This is a genomic window from Pirellulales bacterium (assembly GCA_019636335.1).
In the GTDB taxonomy this organism is placed as follows: domain Bacteria; phylum Planctomycetota; class Planctomycetia; order Pirellulales; family JAEUIK01; genus JAHBXR01.
The window spans coordinates 1-17,316 of record JAHBXR010000015.1 but is presented as its reverse complement, the minus strand read 5'-3'; the positions used below and the strand labels follow the sequence as shown (position 1 = coordinate 17,316).

The window sequence follows — 17,316 nt, the reverse complement described above, 5'->3', positions numbered from 1 at the left end:
TCGGTGGCGCGGCCTTGGCCGCCTTGTGCGTCTCGTCGGTCGTGGGCGGTTCGGTAGCGGCAGATCATCTGCGCGATCTGCAAACCGCGGCCATCAAGGAACATCGCGCGGCGTGGGGCCACTGGGGAGCGAATCCCGACCGTTATAACGGCTGGTTCTCGCACAGCAACCGTTTGATTCCGATTTACTCGTTCGGCATGACGCTCGACGAGGTGAAGGGAGAGCAGAGCCTCTACCGCGACGCGAAGCGCCTTGAAGCACTGTACGGCCGCCTGCCCGAGGATACGCTCAACCCGGCCGCCGAATACTTCGACCAGACCGACGTCTACCGGCTGCAGAAAATGGCCGCGGAGGCGGGCAAGAAGTACATCGTGCTGATGGTCTTCGACGGCATGGACTGGCAGACGACGCAGGCGGCCGCGATCGAGGCCGCCGGCAAGGTCGCCTACCAAGAGGGGCGCGGCACGGGACTCGCCTTCCAGGACTATCGAGGCACGACGACCGACTTCGGCTATTTCGTCACCAGTCCGCACAACGAAGGGACCAGTGTCGACGTCAGCCAGCAAACGATCGCCAACCCGGGGGGAAAAGTGCCCGGGGGTTACGATTTCAAACGAGCGGGCTCGGCCCCTTGGGAGTTGCCCACCGATCGCGCGTATCCGATTTCGGCCAGCCGCGAGCAACGGCAGGCATATACCGACTCTGCCGCCTCGGCCACGTCGCTCACCTCGGGCATCAAAACCTACAACGATTCGATCAACGTCGATCACCTGGGTCGGCAGGTCACCCCGATCTCGCGCGAGCTGCAGGAGCAGGGCTACGCGATCGGTGTCGTGACCAGCGTGCCCATCAGCCACGCCACGCCTGGCAGCGCCTATGCGAACAACGTGAACCGTTCCGATTATCAGGACATCACGCGAGACCTGGTCGGTCTGCCTTCGGTATCGCATCCGTCGAAGCCGCTGCGGGGAGTGGACGTGTTGATCGGCACGGGCGCGGGAGAGGCGAAGGAGAGCGACTCCGGACAGGGGGACAATTTCGCCCCGGGCCGGCGACACATCAGCGACGCCGATCTCGCCGCGATCGATATCGCCAAGGGAGGGAAGTATCGCGTGGCGGAGCGCACGGCAGGCAAGAATGGTCGCGAGTTGCTCCTGGAGGCCGCGAACGAGGCCGCCGCGAAGAACGAACGATTGTTCGGCTTGTTCGGCCATTTCCCCGGCTTCGGCGACAGCCATCTCCCCTTTGCCACGGCCGACGGCAAATACGACCCGACCAGCGGCCTGCGCGGTAGCGAGACTTACACCGAGGCCGACATCGCCGAGAACCCGACCCTGGCCGACATGACCGAGGCCGCGCTCGCCGTGCTCGAAAAGAACCCGAAGGGCTTCTGGCTGATGGTCGAGGCCGGAGAAGTCGATTGGGCCAACCACGACAACAACCTCGACAATTCGATCGGCGCCGTGAAGAGTGGCGCCGCGGCGTTCGAGAAGATTGTCGAATGGGTCGAGAAGCACGATGCGTGGAAAGATGCGGCCGTGTTTGTCACGGCCGATCACGGGCACTACCTGTTCCTGACGCAGCCTGAAGCGCTGCTCGATCCGACGCCGACGGCGGCCAAGTGAATTGCTTCAACAAGGGGGCATCGATGGGCGACATACTAAACGTTAATTCGTGGCTGATTCGCCTCAGTGAAGTGGGGCGATTTTGGCAGATGGATTATGAGCAACTGACGCGGCCTGAGCAGGTGTTTTTCGGCGTGTGGGAACTGGAGGCCGAAGTCAACAACGGAGGCTTCGACCAGTATTTCTATAACTCTTCAGGGGACCACGCGTTTGCGATCGTCGATGTGCTGAACGAGATCAATGCACATCAGGCCGCTGCAATCGTGCGCCAGGCCATCAGCGTGTTCAATGGTGGCATGTTTTCTCGCGAATCGGCCAAGCGACAGGAACAACTTCTCGCGCTTTCCGAAGACGCAGAAGAGGAATTCGATAGTCTAGACGAAGAGTTCTTCGAGTATCCGGACAATCTGACCGAACTGCTCTATGCGTACGTCCGTCAGCATCAGTCCGAGATTGCGGGCGTCGATAAGGTCGACCGCGAGTTTGGAATCACTTTGTGACGGGTCTTCAATGGGGTGCGGCCCAGACCGTACTCACATCTGCAAAAAATCTTGGTCCGTGGACCAAGGCCGGGTAGAATGACCGCCGCTGGTCGGCGGCCTCGTTGGGGATCGTCGCGCCGCTCGGTGTGTTCGCCTCAGTGTGTGCGGAGCACGGCCATGTTCTCGCTCGAAGATCGCCCCTATCGCCTGTGCGACCACATCTCGCGGCGCGAATGCCTGCGCGTGGGTGGCCTGAGCGCGCTGGGGCTTTCGTTGCCGGGACTCATCGCCGGCCGCCGTTCGCTGGCCTCCGAAGCACAAGCCGCGCTCGGCGGATCGTTCGGCAAGGCGAAGTCCTGCATCATCCTCTTTCTGATGGGGGGTCCGCCGCAGCACGAGACGTGGGATCCCAAGCCCGAGACGCCGGTCGAAGTGCGGGGCGATCTCAAGCCGATCGAATCGCGCACGCCGGGCCTGATGGTTGGCGAGCTGATGCCGCGCACGGCGCTCATGACCGATCGCATCGCGGTGCTGCGGGCCATGTCGACGCACGACAACGCCCACTCGTCGAGCGGCTACTGGATGCTGACCGGCACGCCGCACGTGCCGATGAATTCGGAGAACGCGCTACCCGGCGCGCCGAACAACTGGCCCTCGCTCGGCGGCATCGTGCAGCACCTGCGGCCACACTCGCTTCCCTTGCCGGCGGCTGTGACGCTGCCCGAGGAAATCTGGAACACGGGCCGCATCGTCTGGCCGGGTCAGGATGCTGGGTTCCTCGGCCTGCGTTCGCATCCTTGGCTGCTGACGTGCGATCCGAACTCGCCGGAGTTCCAAGTGCCCGGTACGCGTTTGCCGGCCGAGATTCCCGCGGCACGCTTCGACGAGCGGCGCTCGCTACTGGCGACGATGAACGAGCATCTCGACGGGATCGAGCGCAGCGGTGGCCCGAGTCGCTGGGACACGGTCTCACAGCAGGCGATCGATATCATGGTTTCGCCAGCCGGTCGCAAGGCGTTCGACATCAACGCTGAAAGTGACGCCACGCGCGATCGCTACGGCCGCAGCCGGTTCGGGCAAAGCGTGCTGCTGGCGCGGCGGCTGGTCGAGGCGGGGGTCTCGCTCGTGCAGGTGAACTGGACGCGTCCCAAGACCGACGCAGATGTGAACCCGGTCTGGGATACGCACAGCGACAACGCCAAGCGGCTGAAGGAAGACCTCATGCCGCCGATGGATCTCGCGTACACGGCGCTGCTCGAAGATCTCGAACAGCGCGGACTGCTCGACGAAACGCTCGTCGTCTGGATGGGTGAGTTCGGCCGCTCGCCGAAGATCAACGCCCTGGCCGGCCGCGATCACTGGGGGCACGTCTACTCCGCGGCACTCGCGGGTGCCGGCGTGCAGGGTGGGACCGTCTTCGGCGCCTCGGACAAGCTCGGCGGTCAGCCCAGCGTCGGCCGCACGGAGCCGCAGGACCTTTCGGCCACGATCTTCCACAGCCTGGGCTTCTCGCCCGACACCGAAATGCACGACACCCTCGGCCGCCCCATTCCGATCAGCCGCGGCCGGGTGATCCACGAAGTGCTGGTGTAGGTCCGGCACTTCATGTGTGAGGGAGTCCACCCAACTTCGCGGGTGGCATACGGCAGTGGCACAAAGTTCAGACTGCTCGCCCTAACAGCCGATCGACCGCCGCGCCGATATCGTCGTGTACGATGAGCGATTCGCCCACCAGCATGGCTTTCACTCCGGCGGCTTGCAGGCGTTCGACGTCGGCTCGCGTGCGGATGCCGCTTTCGGCCACCACGACGCATTCGTCGGGGATGCGCTCTTTCATCCGCAGGGTGTGATCGAGATCCGTCACGAAGGTGCGCAGGTCACGATTGTTGATGCCGACGAGCGTCGCCCCGGCGTCGAGCACTCGCGGCAGGTTCTCGGGCTCGTACAGCTCGACGAGGGGTGTCATGCCCAGCTCGACAATCAGGTTGTGCAGGCTGCGCAGTCCGCAGTCGTCGAGGCACTCGGCGATGAGCAGGACGGCGTCGGCGCCAGTCGCGCGCGCCTCATACACCTGCCACGGATCGAGAATAAAATCTTTCCGCATCGCCGGCAGTGAAATAGCGGCCCGCACCGCGCGGAGATGCTCGAGCGAGCCTTGAAAAAATTGCTCGTCGCAGAGCACGCTGAGGCACGAGGCGCCGTGCGCTTCGTAGGTCGTGGCGATGGCGACGGGATCGAAGTCCGGGCGAAAGACGCCCTTCGAGGGGCTGGCCTTCTTCACCTCGGCGATGAGCTTGATCGGGCCGTCGGCGGCCAAGGCGCCGAAGAAATCGCGTGGGGCAGGCGCACTCGCCGCGGCGGCGCGCAGCGCGTCGAACGAGGTCGACGACTTCAGTCGTTCGATCTCAATTCGCTTCTGCGCGACGATTTTGTCGAGGATCGTGCTCACGACTCGCTCAATGTTTGAAATGTCGTCGACCGGTGAAGATCATGACCAGCCCGTGTTGGTCGCAGGCGGCGATTGAATCGGCGTCGTTCTTCGATCCGCCCGGCTGAATGAAGGCGGTCACGCCGGCCGCGGCCGCGATCTCGATCGAGTCGGGGAAGGGGAAGAAGGCGTCGGAGCCGAGCGCGGCCCCTTTGGCCAGGCTGCCCGACTTCTCGATGGCGATGCGTACCGAGTCGACGCGGCTCATCTGTCCGGCACCCGCGCCACGGAGGGCACGATCCTTGGTCAGGACGATGGCGTTCGACTTCACATGCCGCACCAGGTTCCAGGCGAACCGCAACTCGGCTAGCTGCGCGTCGGTCGGCTGCTTCTGCGTAACTACTTGCCATTCGGCTTCCGGATCGGCCAGCACGTCGCGATCTTGCACGAGCAGCCCGCCGGCGACCGAGCGGTATTCGAGCATCGCTTGCTGGGCCTCGAGCGGGCCGACGTCCAAGAGTCGCACGTTCGATTTCCACTTGGGCTTGGTCGTCAGGATCTCGACCGCGGCCGGCTCGAAGCCCGGCGCGACGATCGCCTCGACAAACAGACCCGGCTCGGCAAGCTGCTCGGCACAGGCCCGGTCGAGCGTGCGGTTGAAGCCCAGCACGGAACCGAAGGCGCTGACCGGATCCCCCGCCATGGCGCGACGCAGCGCTTCCGCCAGTTGCTCGTGCTCGGCGGCTCCACAGGGGTTGTTGTGCTTGACCACCGATACGGCCGGGCTGCCAAAGCTGCGGGCGATGGCCAGCGCGCTGTCGAGATCCAACAGGTTGTTGTACGAGAGCTCTTTGCCGTTCAACTGCTTCGCGCCGGCGAGCGTGTCGCTGCCGGCCCGCGGATCGACATACCAGGCCGCCTGCTGATGCGGATTCTCGCCGTAACGCAACGTGGCGCGGCGTTCCTGGACGAGATTCAAAACCGCCGGGAAGGGCCCCTCGGCCAGCTCGCGGGCAAAGTAGTTCGAGATGGCCCGGTCGTAGCGCGCCGTGTGCTCGTAGGCAGCTCCTGCCAAACGGCGTCGCAGGGCGTAGCTCGTCTTGCCGGTGGCCTTCAACTCGGCCAGTACGTCGGCGTATTGTTCCGTGCCGGTGACGATCGTCGTGAAGGCGTGGTTCTTCGCCGCGCCGCGGATCAAGCTGGGCCCGCCGATGTCGATGTTCTCGATCGCATCTTCGTCGGTGACGTCGGGGCGCGCGACGGTGGCCTCGAACGGGTAGAGGCTCACCACCACTAGCTCGAACGTGAGGATGCCATGCTCGGCCAGCACGCGCTGGTCGTCCTCGCGATCGTGACGGCAGAGGATGCCGCCGTGGATCTTGGGATGGAGCGTCTTGACACGGCCATCCATGATCTCGGGAAAGCCGGTATAAGCCGAGACGTCGCGAACGGGCAGGCCTTCCCCCTCGATGAATTTTCTGGTTCCCCCGGTGCTGAAAAGTTCCACGCCGGCGGCGACAAGGCCACGCGCGAAATCGCCCAGACCATCTTTGCTGCTGACGCTGATAAGGGCGCGACGGATCGGCGGAGAGTTTTCATCGGCGGAATTCGTCATGGGTGTTCGGCGCGGGCTGACAGGTTTGAGAGGAACAGCCGCGGCCAGGTTCGCCGCGGAACCTTCATTAAAGAGAGTACCGGCCGGCGGTCAACCACCTTGGGCTACGAGAGCCCACAAGACGGCTCGCGCGGAGCATTCGACTCTTAACGCAAAGACGCCAAGGCGCAGAGACGCAAAGTCTCAGAGACGGGAGACTTGCAATTCGGAGTGAAACGCAAGAGCTTGCCATTCACTCGTTCAAGAGAAGTCATGTTTGACTCCCAGCTTTCGGCCCGAACTTTGCGTCTTTGCGTCTTTGCACCTTGGCGTCTTTGCGTTGAAAAACTCCACGGCTCCGCGCGAGCCCCTTTTTTTCCGCAGAATCGCTCGATCCGGCCCGGGGGCAGACCTATAGTTGAGGTGTGGCCCGAGGTTGCCCCTGTTTTCCGCTTCGCCGCGGCGGAACAGGCTCTGGCCACTTTGCCTGCGAGGCCCGCATGCGCAGTACCTTGGAAAGATTTCGACTGACACGGCGGCGGTTTGCTTTTTGGGCTGGGCTGGGATTGTTCCAACTCGGCGAGAAACTGCAGGCCGACGAACTCGATCGGCTGGCGGCCGCGCTGATGCGGGGGACCGATCCGGCCAAGGCGATCACCCGGTCGCCCGAGCATTGGACCTTGGCCACCAACCGCACGTGGCGCTGGTTCGTGCGCGAGAACCTGATCGACGACAAGTGGGTCGTCACCGGCATCACGACGCCCATCCATCGCTCGACCGGCGAGCGCTACACCGGGCACACCGGCTATCTTGAAGATGAGCTGGTGCCCGACGGGGTGCGCTTCGGCGACGAGACACTCGAGGGTTCGCTGGTCGAGGATGAGACCGTCTCGGCCGCGGAGCCCGGTCATCCTACGGCCGAGCGCCGCGAGCGGCATGGCCGTCCGCCGAGCAAGTGGCTCCGCAGCCTGAACGCCGACGAGCTGCGGATCTTTCTGGCCAAGATCGACGTGCCGGAGACGGGCGTGAGTGGCATGACCTTCTGGGAACATCTGACGCGCGACCACAGCTTCGATCCCGACCGCATCGTGGGTCTCGACGAAGAGGAGCAGATGCGACTCCACTCGGCGGCCCACTACGGGTATTGAGACGTGAAGAAGACAAGCTCACGTGGAGGCGCGGAGAGGTGCCTTTCGGCATCGATCGTCAGTGAAATGGTTGCGTGAGCGATCCCTCCGTCAGTTATCATGTTGGCGGAGGTATAGGCATGCTTTCTCCGCGACTCCGCGTCTCCGTGTGCGCTTTGCTGATCGTCGTTTGCATGGCTGGCGTTGCGCGCATGGGTGTCGCCGCCGAACGGCCGAATGTGCTGGTGATCCTGACGGACGATCAGGGTTGGGGCGATCTCAGCATGCATGGCAACACGAACCTGGCGACGCCGCGGATCGATTCGCTGGCCCGCGACGGGGCGGAGTTCTTGAACTTCTATGTCTGCCCGGTCTGCTCGCCGACCCGGGCCGAGTTTCTCACGGGGCGCTATCATCCGCGCGGCGGTGTGTCGAGCACCTCGACTGGGGGCGAACGGCTCGATCTCGATGAAGAGACGATCGCCCAGCTATTTCAACAGGCCGGCTACGCGACAGGCGCGTTTGGCAAATGGCACAACGGTACGCAATGGCCCTACCACCCGAATGCCCGTGGCTTTGACGAATACTACGGCTTTTGCTCGGGGCACTGGGGGCACTACTTTGACGCGCCACTCGAGCACAACGGCCAACCGGTGCGCGGACGTGGCTTTACTGCCGACGATTTCACCGACCATGCGATCGCGTTCCTCGAAGCCCATCGTGACGAGCCCTTCTTCTGCTACCTGCCGTTCAATACGCCCCACTCGCCGATGCAGGTGCCGGAGCGATTCTACGAGAAGTTCGCCAGTACCGCGCTGAAACTGCGTCACGAGGGCAAGCAGGAAGAAGACGAGGCGTTCACGCGCGCGGCCTTGGCCATGTGCGAGAATCTCGACTGGAACATCGGCCGCGTGCTCGACAAGCTCGACGAGTGGCAACTCGCCGAGCGCACGATCGTGGTCTACTTCCACGACAACGGCCCCAACGGCTGGCGATGGAACGGTGGGTTGAAAGGACGCAAGGCCTCGACCGACGAAGGAGGCGTTCGCTCGCCGCTGTTCGTACGCTGGCCGGGAAAGATCGAGCGAGGAGTCCAGTTCGCCACGCCAGCCGCGGCGATCGACTTGTTGCCGACGCTGCTCGATCTGGCGGGCATCAGAGAACGGCCGGCCAAGCCGCTCGATGGTGTGAGTCAGGCCGAAAGGCTGATGGGCAGAGGAGTCGATGCTACGGCCCAGCGTCTGATCTTCTCGCACTGGGCCGGCAAGGTGAGCGTGCGCGACGAGCAGTTCCGGCTCGGCGACGACGGCAAGCTCTACAACTTGACGGCCGATCCCGGGCAAACGCGCGACGTGACACAAGAGTATCCCGAGCGGGCCGTGGAATTGAAAGAGGCCGTGGCCGAGTGGCGCGACACGGTACTCGGCGAATTGGCAACACCCGACCGGCGTCCGTTCACGGTGGGTTACCGCGAGGCACTGCTGACGCAATTGCCCGCGCGCGACGGGGTGGCACAGGGTGGCATCACGCGCAGCGCCTGGGCTCCGAATTGTTCGTTTTTCACGAACTGGAAGAGCGCGGAGGATCGCATCACGTGGGATATCGCCGTCGCCACAGCCGGCCGTTACGAGGCCACGCTGCACTATACGTGCCAGACGGAAGATGTCGGCTCGACCGTCGAGTTAATCTTCGGCGATCATCGCACGGCGGCCAAGGTCACCGTTGCCCACGATCCGCCCCTCGAGGGCGCGGCGGTGGATCGAGTTCCCCGGCAAGGGGAATCGTATGTGAAAGAGTTTGTCACCCTGCCGCTCGGCACGATCGAGCTACTCGCCGATCGCGGCGAGTTGACACTGCGTGCCACGGAGATAACAGGCAAGAACGTAGCCGACGTGCGCGGCATATCGCTCAAACTCGTCGAGGAATGATTATCGCAAAGACGCGAAGAACGTTAAGCTCTCGTAGGTCAGGTACTCCGTACCTGACAATGCTCGATGTAGCCAACTCAAACCATTGTCAGGTACGGAGTACCTGACCTACATCTAAGCAAGATTCTCTTGAGATACTTCACTGCTGGACAAGCCAGCAGTGCCACGCAACGCTCCCTTTCAAAGGGGCTTCACGACGAAACCCTTCGCATACTTCACGGTGAATCTTTTTCTTCGTGGCAACTTGGCCTAGTGTTTTGTCAAAACCTGATTTTCGGGTTCCCCAGCCGGGTAGCACCGACGATAGTGCGGCGCGACATGGCGCACGACAACACACTCGAGTCGCACCGTCGTCGGTGTGGCGCAGCAACCAGAGGGTCGATCGGGCAGGCACCTTTCAGCAGCGCGGCCTCGCCACAACGTCGGCCTGGTTGAAACGAACCTCTTGTCGCTACGCGACACCGACGAGCTTCCGACTTGCGCGAGAAAAGTTTTAAATCGTCTCCGGAAACTCGTCGGTGCTACCTCCCTCGTCCACCTCCCTCGTCCAGTGTCAACCCCTGTTTTTCGGGTTCCCAAGTTCCACGCGTTCGCGATGCGAGAACCAATTTAGCAAGGGCAACCCGAACTTTTGGCTCTGACAGAGCACTAGCGCGGACGGCCGCCGCGCGGTTGTCGCGTCAATTGGCTTTCGGTGGCGACGAAGACTTGCGGGTCGTCGATCACCCAGCCGGTCGACCAGTCGCGGCCGTTGCTTTTCTGGAAGACGTCGAAGAAGACGTCGATCAGCTTCTGCGCGCGGAAGCCGTAGCAGTAGTGCGAGGCGAGGTGATCTTCCGCCGTCAGCGGATCGAGGCCTTCGCTGGCGAAGTAGTGAACGCGTCCGTCGGGGGTGAAGGTCATGCCCAGCGTGTACCAGCCTGGGGTCGCGATGCGGCGGACGATGTAGTCCTGTCCGCGTTCGCCCGCCCGCACGAGCAGGCTGGCGTATTCCGGGGTCTTCGCGTTCTTGGACATGGGATGGAACTGGAAGAAGAGGCCCGGCCAGTAGGGTTCGGTCTCGCGTTCGCCTGGCTTGGCTCCTCGGAGAGTGGCTCGCACGGCAAAGGAGGAGCCGCTGCGACGTTCCCACTCTTCGAAGGGGGGCACCCAGACGCGCACGACCATGTTGGGTGTGCGGCTGACAGAGATCGAGCCACCTCCCTTGGCCGCTTTCATATACAGATCGTCCTGCTCGGTCTTGCTGGTGGGTTGGCCAGGATTGCCCGTGAACTGCGACGCGATCAACAGCGCGCCGGTGCTCCCCTCGAGACCGCCGAACGGGGTCTCGATGCGACGGACGACGTCGGGCTGTCCACGACCGTTGCCTTCGTACCACAGGCCGTTCACCGAACGTCCCACGGGAGGACGGTTCTGGCCGGCGGTTTCCAGGTCGCCGCTGTTCTTGGGGTTGTTGTAGGTGTACGTCCAGGCGGGATCTTCGAAGTCATCGCCGCCGATCAGCACGCCCGTACCTGGCACCACCTGTCCCCAGGCGACCGTGGCCAACAGCGAGTGGCAGAAGAAGGCCAGCGCAAGCGAACGCGGGCGAATAGAAATTGCGAACGACGGCATGGCGTGATCCTCCCTGACCTTCGCCTGCGTGTAGATGTTTGGTCTCTTAGCTGAATATCGCCCGCCGTACCGTCTCGGCATCACTTTCGGCCGGGGGATGTGACGGTGAATTTGGGGGCGGAAAACCCGTAACAGGGGATGACAAGACCCGGTCGGGACGCTTACTGTCCAATCTGGCTGCTTTGGAAGCCGGCAAGCTCTTCCCGTTTTGCCTTGCTTCTCTCCACTTCTGCCGAAAATGGTTCGTGACCTTTTCGGCGAGCTTGCGGATAGCTCACCTTACGGCAAAAACCGGTGGTGTAGCAGCCAATCCACGAAGGTCAGGAATTCGGAAAGGAACAAAAGCACGATCATCGTGGTAACGGTCGAGACGATCGCCAGGGCGATCTTGTAGGGCCACGGCCAACGGCGATAACGGCGCGGCGGAGGGTGGGCCAGCGTGCTTTCGATGGCTGGGGCCTCGTAGGGATTCATGGCCATAGGGCCATTTTACCCGATTTTGGCGCCATCTCGTGACGCTATTCCCGACCTTTGCAGCCAGCTAAAATGAGGGTTTTGCCCGTGGTCGGAAAAGCTCGCTGGGAGCGTCGATGCAGCCAGGTCGGCACATATCGTTGCGCGGGGTCGAGGTCCACAACCTCAAATCGATCGACGTCGATATTCCCCACCGCCGGCTCGTCGTCTTGTGCGGCCTGAGCGGTAGCGGCAAGAGCAGCCTCGCGTTCGACACACTCTATGCCGAAGGTCAGCGTCGTTACATCGAGAGCTTCTCGGCCTACACGCGGCAGTTTCTCGAGCGGCTGGAAAAGCCGGCGGCCGAAAAGATCGACGGCATCCAGCCGGCCATCGCCGTGGGACGGAGTGGCGCGCAGCGTTCGAGCCGCTCGACGATCGGCACGGCCACCGAGGTGAGCGACTACCTGCGGTTGCTCTTCGCCCGGATCGGCCGCGTATTCTGTCTCGATTGCGGCCGGGAAGTGCGTCGCGACAACTCGCAGAGCGCGGCCGATTACCTGCTCGGCCTCCCCGTCGGCACACGCTACCTGGTGGCCTTTCCCGTCGATCGCCCGGCCGATGGCGATCTGGCCGGCACGCTCGTCACGCTGCAAGAGGATGGATTCGTGCGCGTGCTGGCCGGGGGACGGATGTTCAATCTGTCTGACGCGGGCGAGGCGACGGCTGCCATGGCCGCGGCGCTCGACGACGCGCCGCACGAAGGAGCACGAGGCAACGGCGGCCATGGAAATGGCAACGGGTTGTATACGATCGTCGATCGCTTAGCCGCGGGGAGTACGGCGGACGAGCGCGTGCGAGATTCGGTCGAGACGGCCTTTGCGAAGGGGAGCGGTCGTTGCGCGGCGTTCGTCGAACTGGCCGGCGCGGATGCCGCGACGAATGGAGACTCACTGACAGACATCACACAGCCGCTGGGGATCGAATACCCGATCGACGGCAAGCCGTGGCGGCGAATTCGCTGGAATACGCGGTTAGCCTGTGCCGATTGCGGCCGCGAGTATCCGCCGCCCGATCCGCGCCTCTACAACTTCAACAGCCCGCTCGGCGCGTGCCCGGCGTGCGAAGGGTTCGGCAACACGGTCGACGTGGATCTCGACCTGGTGGTGCCCGACCGCTCGCGCTCGATCCGCGACGGCGCGATTGCCCCCTGGAACACGCCCGCCTACGCGCACGAGCTGCAAGAGCTACTCGCGCTGGCGAAGGATTACCATCTGCCGGTCGATGTCCCCTTTTCGGAGCTGACCGACGAGCAGATCGAGCTGATTCGCCAGGGTGTGCCCGAGCGCGAGTTCGGCGGTCTGCAAGGGTTTTTCAATTGGCTCGAACGGCGCAAGTACAAGATGCACATCCGCGTCTTCTTGAGCCGTTGGCGCAGTTATCGCCAGTGCCCCGAGTGTGGTGGCGGGCGATTGCGTCCCGAGGCGCTCGCCACGCAGATCGGGGGCCGCAACATGGCGCAGTTGAGTTCGTTGCCGGTGCGCGAGGCGGTCGCGTTCTTCGAGGGGCTCTCGCTGACGGATTGGGAGCGCAGCGTCGGTCGCACGATGCTCGAGCAGATTCGCGCGCGGCTGGGATTCATGGCCTCGGTAGGATTGGGCTATCTCACGCTCGACCGTACGCTGCGCACGCTCAGCGGCGGAGAATCGCAACGCGTGGCGCTCACCTCGGCCTTGGGTTCGAGCCTGGTCGACATGCTGTACGTGCTCGACGAGCCGTCGATCGGCCTGCATCCCAGCGACACCGAGCGGCTGCTGCGTTCGATTCGCGGCCTGTGCGATCGCGGCAATACCGTCGTGGTGGTCGAGCACGAGGAGTCGATCATCCGCGCGGCCGACCAGGTGATCGAGATCGGCCCCGGCGCCGGCGAACGTGGCGGCCAGGTGGTGTTCCAGGGCACGCCCGAGGAAATGATGGCCCGCGAAGGGAGCCTGACGGGAGATTTTCTCGCCGGGCGCCGGCTCGTGCGCACGCCGAGCAAGCGACGGCAGCCCGACCATGGCTGGATTCGCGTGGCCGGGGCGCGCGGCAACAATCTGAAAAACATCACGGTCGAGTTTCCGCTCGGCGTGTTGTGCGTGGTGACGGGGGTCAGCGGAGCTGGCAAGAGCACGCTGGTCGAAGATACGCTCTATCCAGCACTCTGCCGCCGGCTGCGGAAAGATGGTGAACAGCCGGCGCCGCTCGACGATGTCTATGGCGATGGGCAGTTGGACGACTGCCAGATGGTCGATCAGTCGCCGATCGGTCGTTCGCCGCGCTCGAACCCGGTGACCTACATCAAGGCCTTCGACGAGATTCGCGCCGTCTTTGCCGAGACGGTGGACGCGAGGACGCGCAACTACACGGCCAGCCATTTTAGCTTCAATGTCGAAGGAGGGCGCTGCAATGCCTGCGAAGGGGACGGCTACCTCTCGATCGATATGCAGTTTCTGGCCGACGTCCACATGCGCTGCGATCAATGCGGCGGCACGCGCTATCGGCCCGAGATCCTCGACGTCCACTACCGGGGCCGCAACATCGCCGACGTGCTCGAGATGACGGTCCGCGAGGCGTTCACCTTCTTCCGCGGGCATCAGAAGGTGCAGGCGCGGCTCAAACGGCTGATCGACGTGGGGCTCGACTATGTGCGGCTCGGCCAGCCGGCCAATACGCTCAGCGGTGGCGAATCGCAGCGGCTGAAGCTCGCCGGGTATATTTCCTCGTCGCGACGAGGGCGATGCTTATTCATTCTCGACGAACCGACCACGGGACTGCACTTTTCCGATATCGTGCAATTGCTCGACTGCTTCGACGCGCTCTTGTCGGTGGGGCATTCGCTGATCGTGGTCGAACACAATCTGCACCTCATCAAGTCAGCCGATTACGTCATCGATCTGGGTCCCGGCGCCGCGGAAGAAGGGGGGCTCGTCGTCGCCGAGGGAACGCCCGAGATGGTGGCGCGCAAGAACGAATCGGTAACGGGCCGCTACCTGCGCGAGGCGCTGGCCAGCGAGTTTCAGCCGCAGACCTCATGAGCAGGCCGTCTATGCACGAGCGCGATCCGGTCGATCTGTTCTACGGCGAGGCGAACGCGGCGCTGGCGCGGGTCTACGTGCGTCTGTCGGACGCGATCTCGCCGAGGCTTGACGGCGCCACGCTTTCCGGCACCATCGCCGGACCGCACTGCCTCTACGCGCGTACGCTCCCTTCGCAGTTCCGCTTGATGTCGGGCACGCCGGGGGGAGAGACGCTGGCCGAGGCCGTGGTGACGGATCCCTGCTTCTGGTCGCCGCTCGAGCCGTATCGTTATACGGCGCGGATCACAATCGACGACGGCTCCGGTTCCCATGCCCTGTCCGATCTTGTGTTTGGCATTCGCCGGCTAGGCGTGCGCGGAAAGCGGCTTTACTTCGAGGGGAAGAACTGGGTGGCGAGAATCGTCACCTGCCGCGAGCCTGATCTTGAACAGTTGCCGCGCTGGCGCGAGGTGGGCGCGACGCTGTTGGTCGACCGTCCTGACGATGAATTCTGCGAAGGGGCGAGCCAGATCGGCGTGCTGTTGATGGCACGGGTGGCGGGGGATGAAGCAACGATCGTGCGCGAGTTGCGCCGCCTGACCCGTCACGCCGCAGTGGGGATCGCGCTGGTTGAACCGACGGGCAGGATAGAAGGCGACCTGCGCGACGCGTGTCGCAATGTGCTGCTGGCCGCGGTGGCAAATGAGGAAACCGCTGTAATACCATCCACCTGGGCACATGTGATGTTGTTCGACGTAGAAAAAGCTTTGTCGATTGCTCGCCTGGCCGCCGACTGCACACTGCCCGTATTCATACGGAGAAAGCTGGCGCCCGCGAGCGACTCGTCGCTCGAAGGAGCGCGCGCGGCCTGCGATGGGCTACAAGCCGATTTGACAGGACAGTGTGAGGCCGCGGCCTTCTGCGTCTGAGCAAGAACGATCGCCACCACAACTTCGCAAGCAAGAGCATGTCTGATCCGGCATCGCCAACCATTGCTAACAGCATTTTGGCGCTGCCACCTCTGTGTCTTCGCGGCTTTTCGTTAAAACATCAGGGGAGCTGGATTGCTCCTGCGTCCTGACATTGCTCCTCTCCACATGTCGAACAAGCCCACGCTCGCTCAGCTTGATTTTCGCCTGGCAGCCATGCTGAGCCTGGCGGCGGGGGCCGTCGATGTGATTGGATTCCTGGCGCTGGGGGGACTGTTCACCTCGCATATTACGGGGAATCTGGCCGTTGTAGCGGCGCATTACACCACGGGGTTCTTCAGCGAAGTGGCGCCCATGCTGGCGATCCCGATCTTTATGGTCGTGCTGGTGTGCGTGTCGCTGGCGGCGCATGCCTTGGAACGGCGTGGGGCTTCTCCACGGCGATTTCTGCTCGTGCTGCACACCTTGCTACTCGTCGTCTCGCTCGTACTGGGGTGGGTGTGGGGGCCCTTCGAGAATGCGAACCTGGCGCTACCCGTGCTGATCGGAATGTTGTTGGTGGCGGCAATGGCGGTACAAAATGCCTTCGTCAAGCAGTGTCTGGCCGACGCCCCCTCGACGGCGGCCATGACGATGAACACGACGCAAATGCTCGTCGATGTGGCGACGCTTGCCGCACGGCGCGATTCGCCCGAAATGCTGGCGAAAGCACGGCGCCGCGCTGGGGCCATGTTCACCTGCCTCGTAGGATTCGTCGTCGGCTGCGCGATCGGCGCGGTGCTCGAATACCGTTACGATCTGGCGTCTCTCGCTTTTCCCACGGCGCTGGCGATCATCGCGCTGCCACTCAACGAGTTCGGCAGCTTCGGGCACACGACTAACGATTGATGATCGCTGCTACTCGTTGGTTGTTTTGGGCTCGCGCGGAGACGCGGAGTTGCTCACGGCTCGTTCGGCACCAGGCGTGATAACGCCAGTACGACCCACGATGCCGTTCCACATTGAATCGGCGTGAGCAGTTTTGAACTGCCACCGGGAGAACCGTCGTTCGAAGCGTGTGAGGTCATCGGCCAGCTACCGTCAGGTTGCTGCTTGGCGACGAGAAAGTCGATTGCGCGGCGGATCTCGGGGCGATCGGCGGTATAGCCCACGAGCGCCAGTGCGTAAAGCGTCTGACCGGTGGCGTAGGCATCGGTCGGCATTTCGGCATTTTGCCGCCAGCCTCCCTCAGGCTGTTGCAGGGCGAGGAGTTCGTCGACGGTCGATTGCAACTGGTCGCGCGACTTGCCCAGGCGAAGCTCGACCAGGATCTTGAGGACCTTATCCTGCAAGTTGTCGGGGAGCGTCAGGCCACTCCACCAAGTCAAGGCCTTGTCGAGCGCGGCACGTTGCGGCTCGGGAGAATCGGGGCCCGTCTCGCCATAGAGCGCCATGAGATTCCACGCGCCATCGGTGGTTTCGCTCTCGTTGATGGGTGGACGGCGGAGGTGGCAATCCCAGCCCCCGTCGGCGCGCTGTTTCTCGACGAGACCAGCGGCAATCGCTTGCAAAGCCTGCCGCTGGCCATCGGTCAGGGAGGGATAGCTGCGTGCGGCGACGGCGGTGAAGGCGGTCACGACGCGCACGCCGTTATCGACGGGGCGTGGGCCTGGCGGAGAGCCTGGCTCGGGAATCTGCTTCGAAGCGACCAGCGCCTGCGGACTGCCGAATGCCGTCTCGGCCATGTCGGTCACGTATTTCTTGTCGATGGCGTACCCCTGCCGCTCCGCCTCGTTGAGCGACCAGAGCACCATCGGTAGATGATGGCAGGAAGCGCAGCCGCGGGTGCTCATCCACGAGGCGCTTTCGGCCTGCTCATATCCGATTGCCTTTTGCACCGCTTCGCGAATCTGCTGCTCGGTGGCCGCGGCCGGTTCATCGGCGTGAGCCAGTGCCGAAAGGGAAAACCCGCACAACAGCAGCGAGAAGGTTGACGCCCGCACAGTGGATCCCATTCTGCCAGGAATACAACTCGTTCACGAGGCCAGCCGGCGATTGTACTCCGGGAGCGACCGCGCACACCACAAACTTCTTGTCA

The 17,316-nt window shown here is 63.4% G+C and carries 13 protein-coding genes; 8 read left to right on the top strand and 5 right to left on the bottom strand.

Translation table 11 applies throughout. The features are described from left to right. Window positions 1-197: 197 nt before the first annotated feature. The 3 genes from KF708_15310 to KF708_15300 all read left to right on the top strand — a co-directional run bounded on the left by KF708_15310 (window position 198) and on the right by KF708_15300 (window position 3,700). Window positions 198-1,625, top strand: coding sequence for an alkaline phosphatase (locus KF708_15310; protein ID MBX3414054.1), 1,428 nt, complete (start codon window positions 198-200; stop codon window positions 1,623-1,625). Beyond that, entirely contained in the window at window positions 1,622-2,125 is a 504-nt protein-coding gene (locus tag KF708_15305; protein MBX3414053.1) for a DMP19 family protein, read from the top strand. Before KF708_15310 ends, KF708_15305 begins: the two co-directional genes overlap by 4 nt. Before the next feature lie 159 nt (window positions 2,126-2,284). After that, window positions 2,285-3,700 (top strand): DUF1501 domain-containing protein, encoded by a 1,416-nt coding sequence (locus tag KF708_15300; protein ID MBX3414052.1) that lies wholly within the window; start codon window positions 2,285-2,287, stop codon window positions 3,698-3,700. A gap of 67 nt (window positions 3,701-3,767) precedes the next feature. On the opposite strand, the gene trpC is transcribed toward KF708_15300, so the two are convergent. After that, the gene (trpC, locus tag KF708_15295; GenBank protein MBX3414051.1) at window positions 3,768-4,556 is read right to left on the bottom strand and encodes an indole-3-glycerol phosphate synthase TrpC; all 789 of its coding nucleotides are present in this window, start codon (window positions 4,554-4,556) and stop codon (window positions 3,768-3,770) included. A 7-nt stretch (window positions 4,557-4,563) separates the two neighbouring features. Continuing rightward, on the bottom strand, window positions 4,564-6,150 hold the full coding sequence (purH, locus tag KF708_15290; GenBank protein MBX3414050.1) for a bifunctional phosphoribosylaminoimidazolecarboxamide formyltransferase/IMP cyclohydrolase: 1,587 nt from the start codon (window positions 6,148-6,150) through the stop codon (window positions 4,564-4,566). A 479-nt stretch (window positions 6,151-6,629) separates the two neighbouring features. Here purH and KF708_15285 point away from each other — a divergent pair, with 479 nt between their 5' ends. Beyond that, window positions 6,630-7,277, top strand: coding sequence for a hypothetical protein (locus tag KF708_15285; GenBank protein MBX3414049.1), 648 nt, complete (start codon window positions 6,630-6,632; stop codon window positions 7,275-7,277). Window positions 7,278-7,396: 119 nt separating this feature from the next. After that, window positions 7,397-9,184, top strand: a complete 1,788-nt coding sequence (locus tag KF708_15280; GenBank protein MBX3414048.1) for an arylsulfatase — start codon at window positions 7,397-7,399, stop codon at window positions 9,182-9,184. Between the two features lie 648 nt (window positions 9,185-9,832). On the opposite strand, the gene KF708_15275 is transcribed toward KF708_15280, so the two are convergent. Further along, a complete protein-coding gene (locus KF708_15275; GenBank protein ID MBX3414047.1) occupies window positions 9,833-10,798 on the bottom strand; it encodes a hypothetical protein in 966 nt (321 codons plus the stop codon). Window positions 10,799-11,077: 279 nt separating this feature from the next. After that, window positions 11,078-11,278 (bottom strand): hypothetical protein, encoded by a 201-nt coding sequence (locus tag KF708_15270; GenBank protein ID MBX3414046.1) that lies wholly within the window; start codon window positions 11,276-11,278, stop codon window positions 11,078-11,080. Between the two features lie 110 nt (window positions 11,279-11,388). Between KF708_15270 and uvrA the strand changes: the two genes are divergently transcribed. From uvrA to KF708_15255, 3 genes are all read left to right on the top strand, one after another. Further along, a complete protein-coding gene (gene uvrA / locus KF708_15265; GenBank protein MBX3414045.1) occupies window positions 11,389-14,328 on the top strand; it encodes an excinuclease ABC subunit UvrA in 2,940 nt (979 codons plus the stop codon). Next, window positions 14,325-15,239 carry a hypothetical protein gene (locus tag KF708_15260; protein ID MBX3414044.1) on the top strand — a complete coding sequence of 305 codons (915 nt, stop codon included), beginning with the start codon at window positions 14,325-14,327 and terminating at the stop codon, window positions 15,237-15,239. The genes uvrA and KF708_15260 overlap by 4 nt, the downstream gene beginning before the upstream one ends. A 135-nt stretch (window positions 15,240-15,374) precedes the next feature. Beyond that, complete coding sequence (locus KF708_15255) at window positions 15,375-16,127, top strand: DUF1275 domain-containing protein (protein ID MBX3414043.1); 753 nt, start codon at window positions 15,375-15,377, stop codon at window positions 16,125-16,127. Window positions 16,128-16,180: 53 nt separating this feature from the next. On the opposite strand, the gene KF708_15250 is transcribed toward KF708_15255, so the two are convergent. After that, window positions 16,181-17,221, bottom strand: coding sequence for a hypothetical protein (locus tag KF708_15250; GenBank protein MBX3414042.1), 1,041 nt, complete (start codon window positions 17,219-17,221; stop codon window positions 16,181-16,183). Between the last annotated feature and the right edge of the window lie 95 nt (window positions 17,222-17,316).

Excerpts from the sequence above, each read along its gene's own strand:
- KF708_15285 (MBX3414049.1), top strand. The coding sequence starts at position 6,630 with ATGCGCAGTACCTTGGAAAGATTTCGACTGACACGGCGGCGGTTTGCT.
- KF708_15310 (MBX3414054.1), top strand. The coding sequence starts at position 198 with ATGACGCTCGACGAGGTGAAGGGAGAGCAGAGCCTCTACCGCGACGCG.
- uvrA (MBX3414045.1), top strand. The coding sequence starts at position 11,389 with ATGCAGCCAGGTCGGCACATATCGTTGCGCGGGGTCGAGGTCCACAAC.
- KF708_15280 (MBX3414048.1), top strand. The coding sequence starts at position 7,397 with ATGCTTTCTCCGCGACTCCGCGTCTCCGTGTGCGCTTTGCTGATCGTC.
- KF708_15260 (MBX3414044.1), top strand. The coding sequence starts at position 14,325 with ATGAGCAGGCCGTCTATGCACGAGCGCGATCCGGTCGATCTGTTCTAC.
- purH (MBX3414050.1), bottom strand. The coding sequence starts at position 6,150 with ATGACGAATTCCGCCGATGAAAACTCTCCGCCGATCCGTCGCGCCCTT.
- KF708_15275 (MBX3414047.1), bottom strand. The coding sequence starts at position 10,798 with ATGCCGTCGTTCGCAATTTCTATTCGCCCGCGTTCGCTTGCGCTGGCC.
- KF708_15300 (MBX3414052.1), top strand. The coding sequence starts at position 2,285 with ATGTTCTCGCTCGAAGATCGCCCCTATCGCCTGTGCGACCACATCTCG.
- KF708_15270 (MBX3414046.1), bottom strand. The coding sequence starts at position 11,278 with ATGGCCATGAATCCCTACGAGGCCCCAGCCATCGAAAGCACGCTGGCC.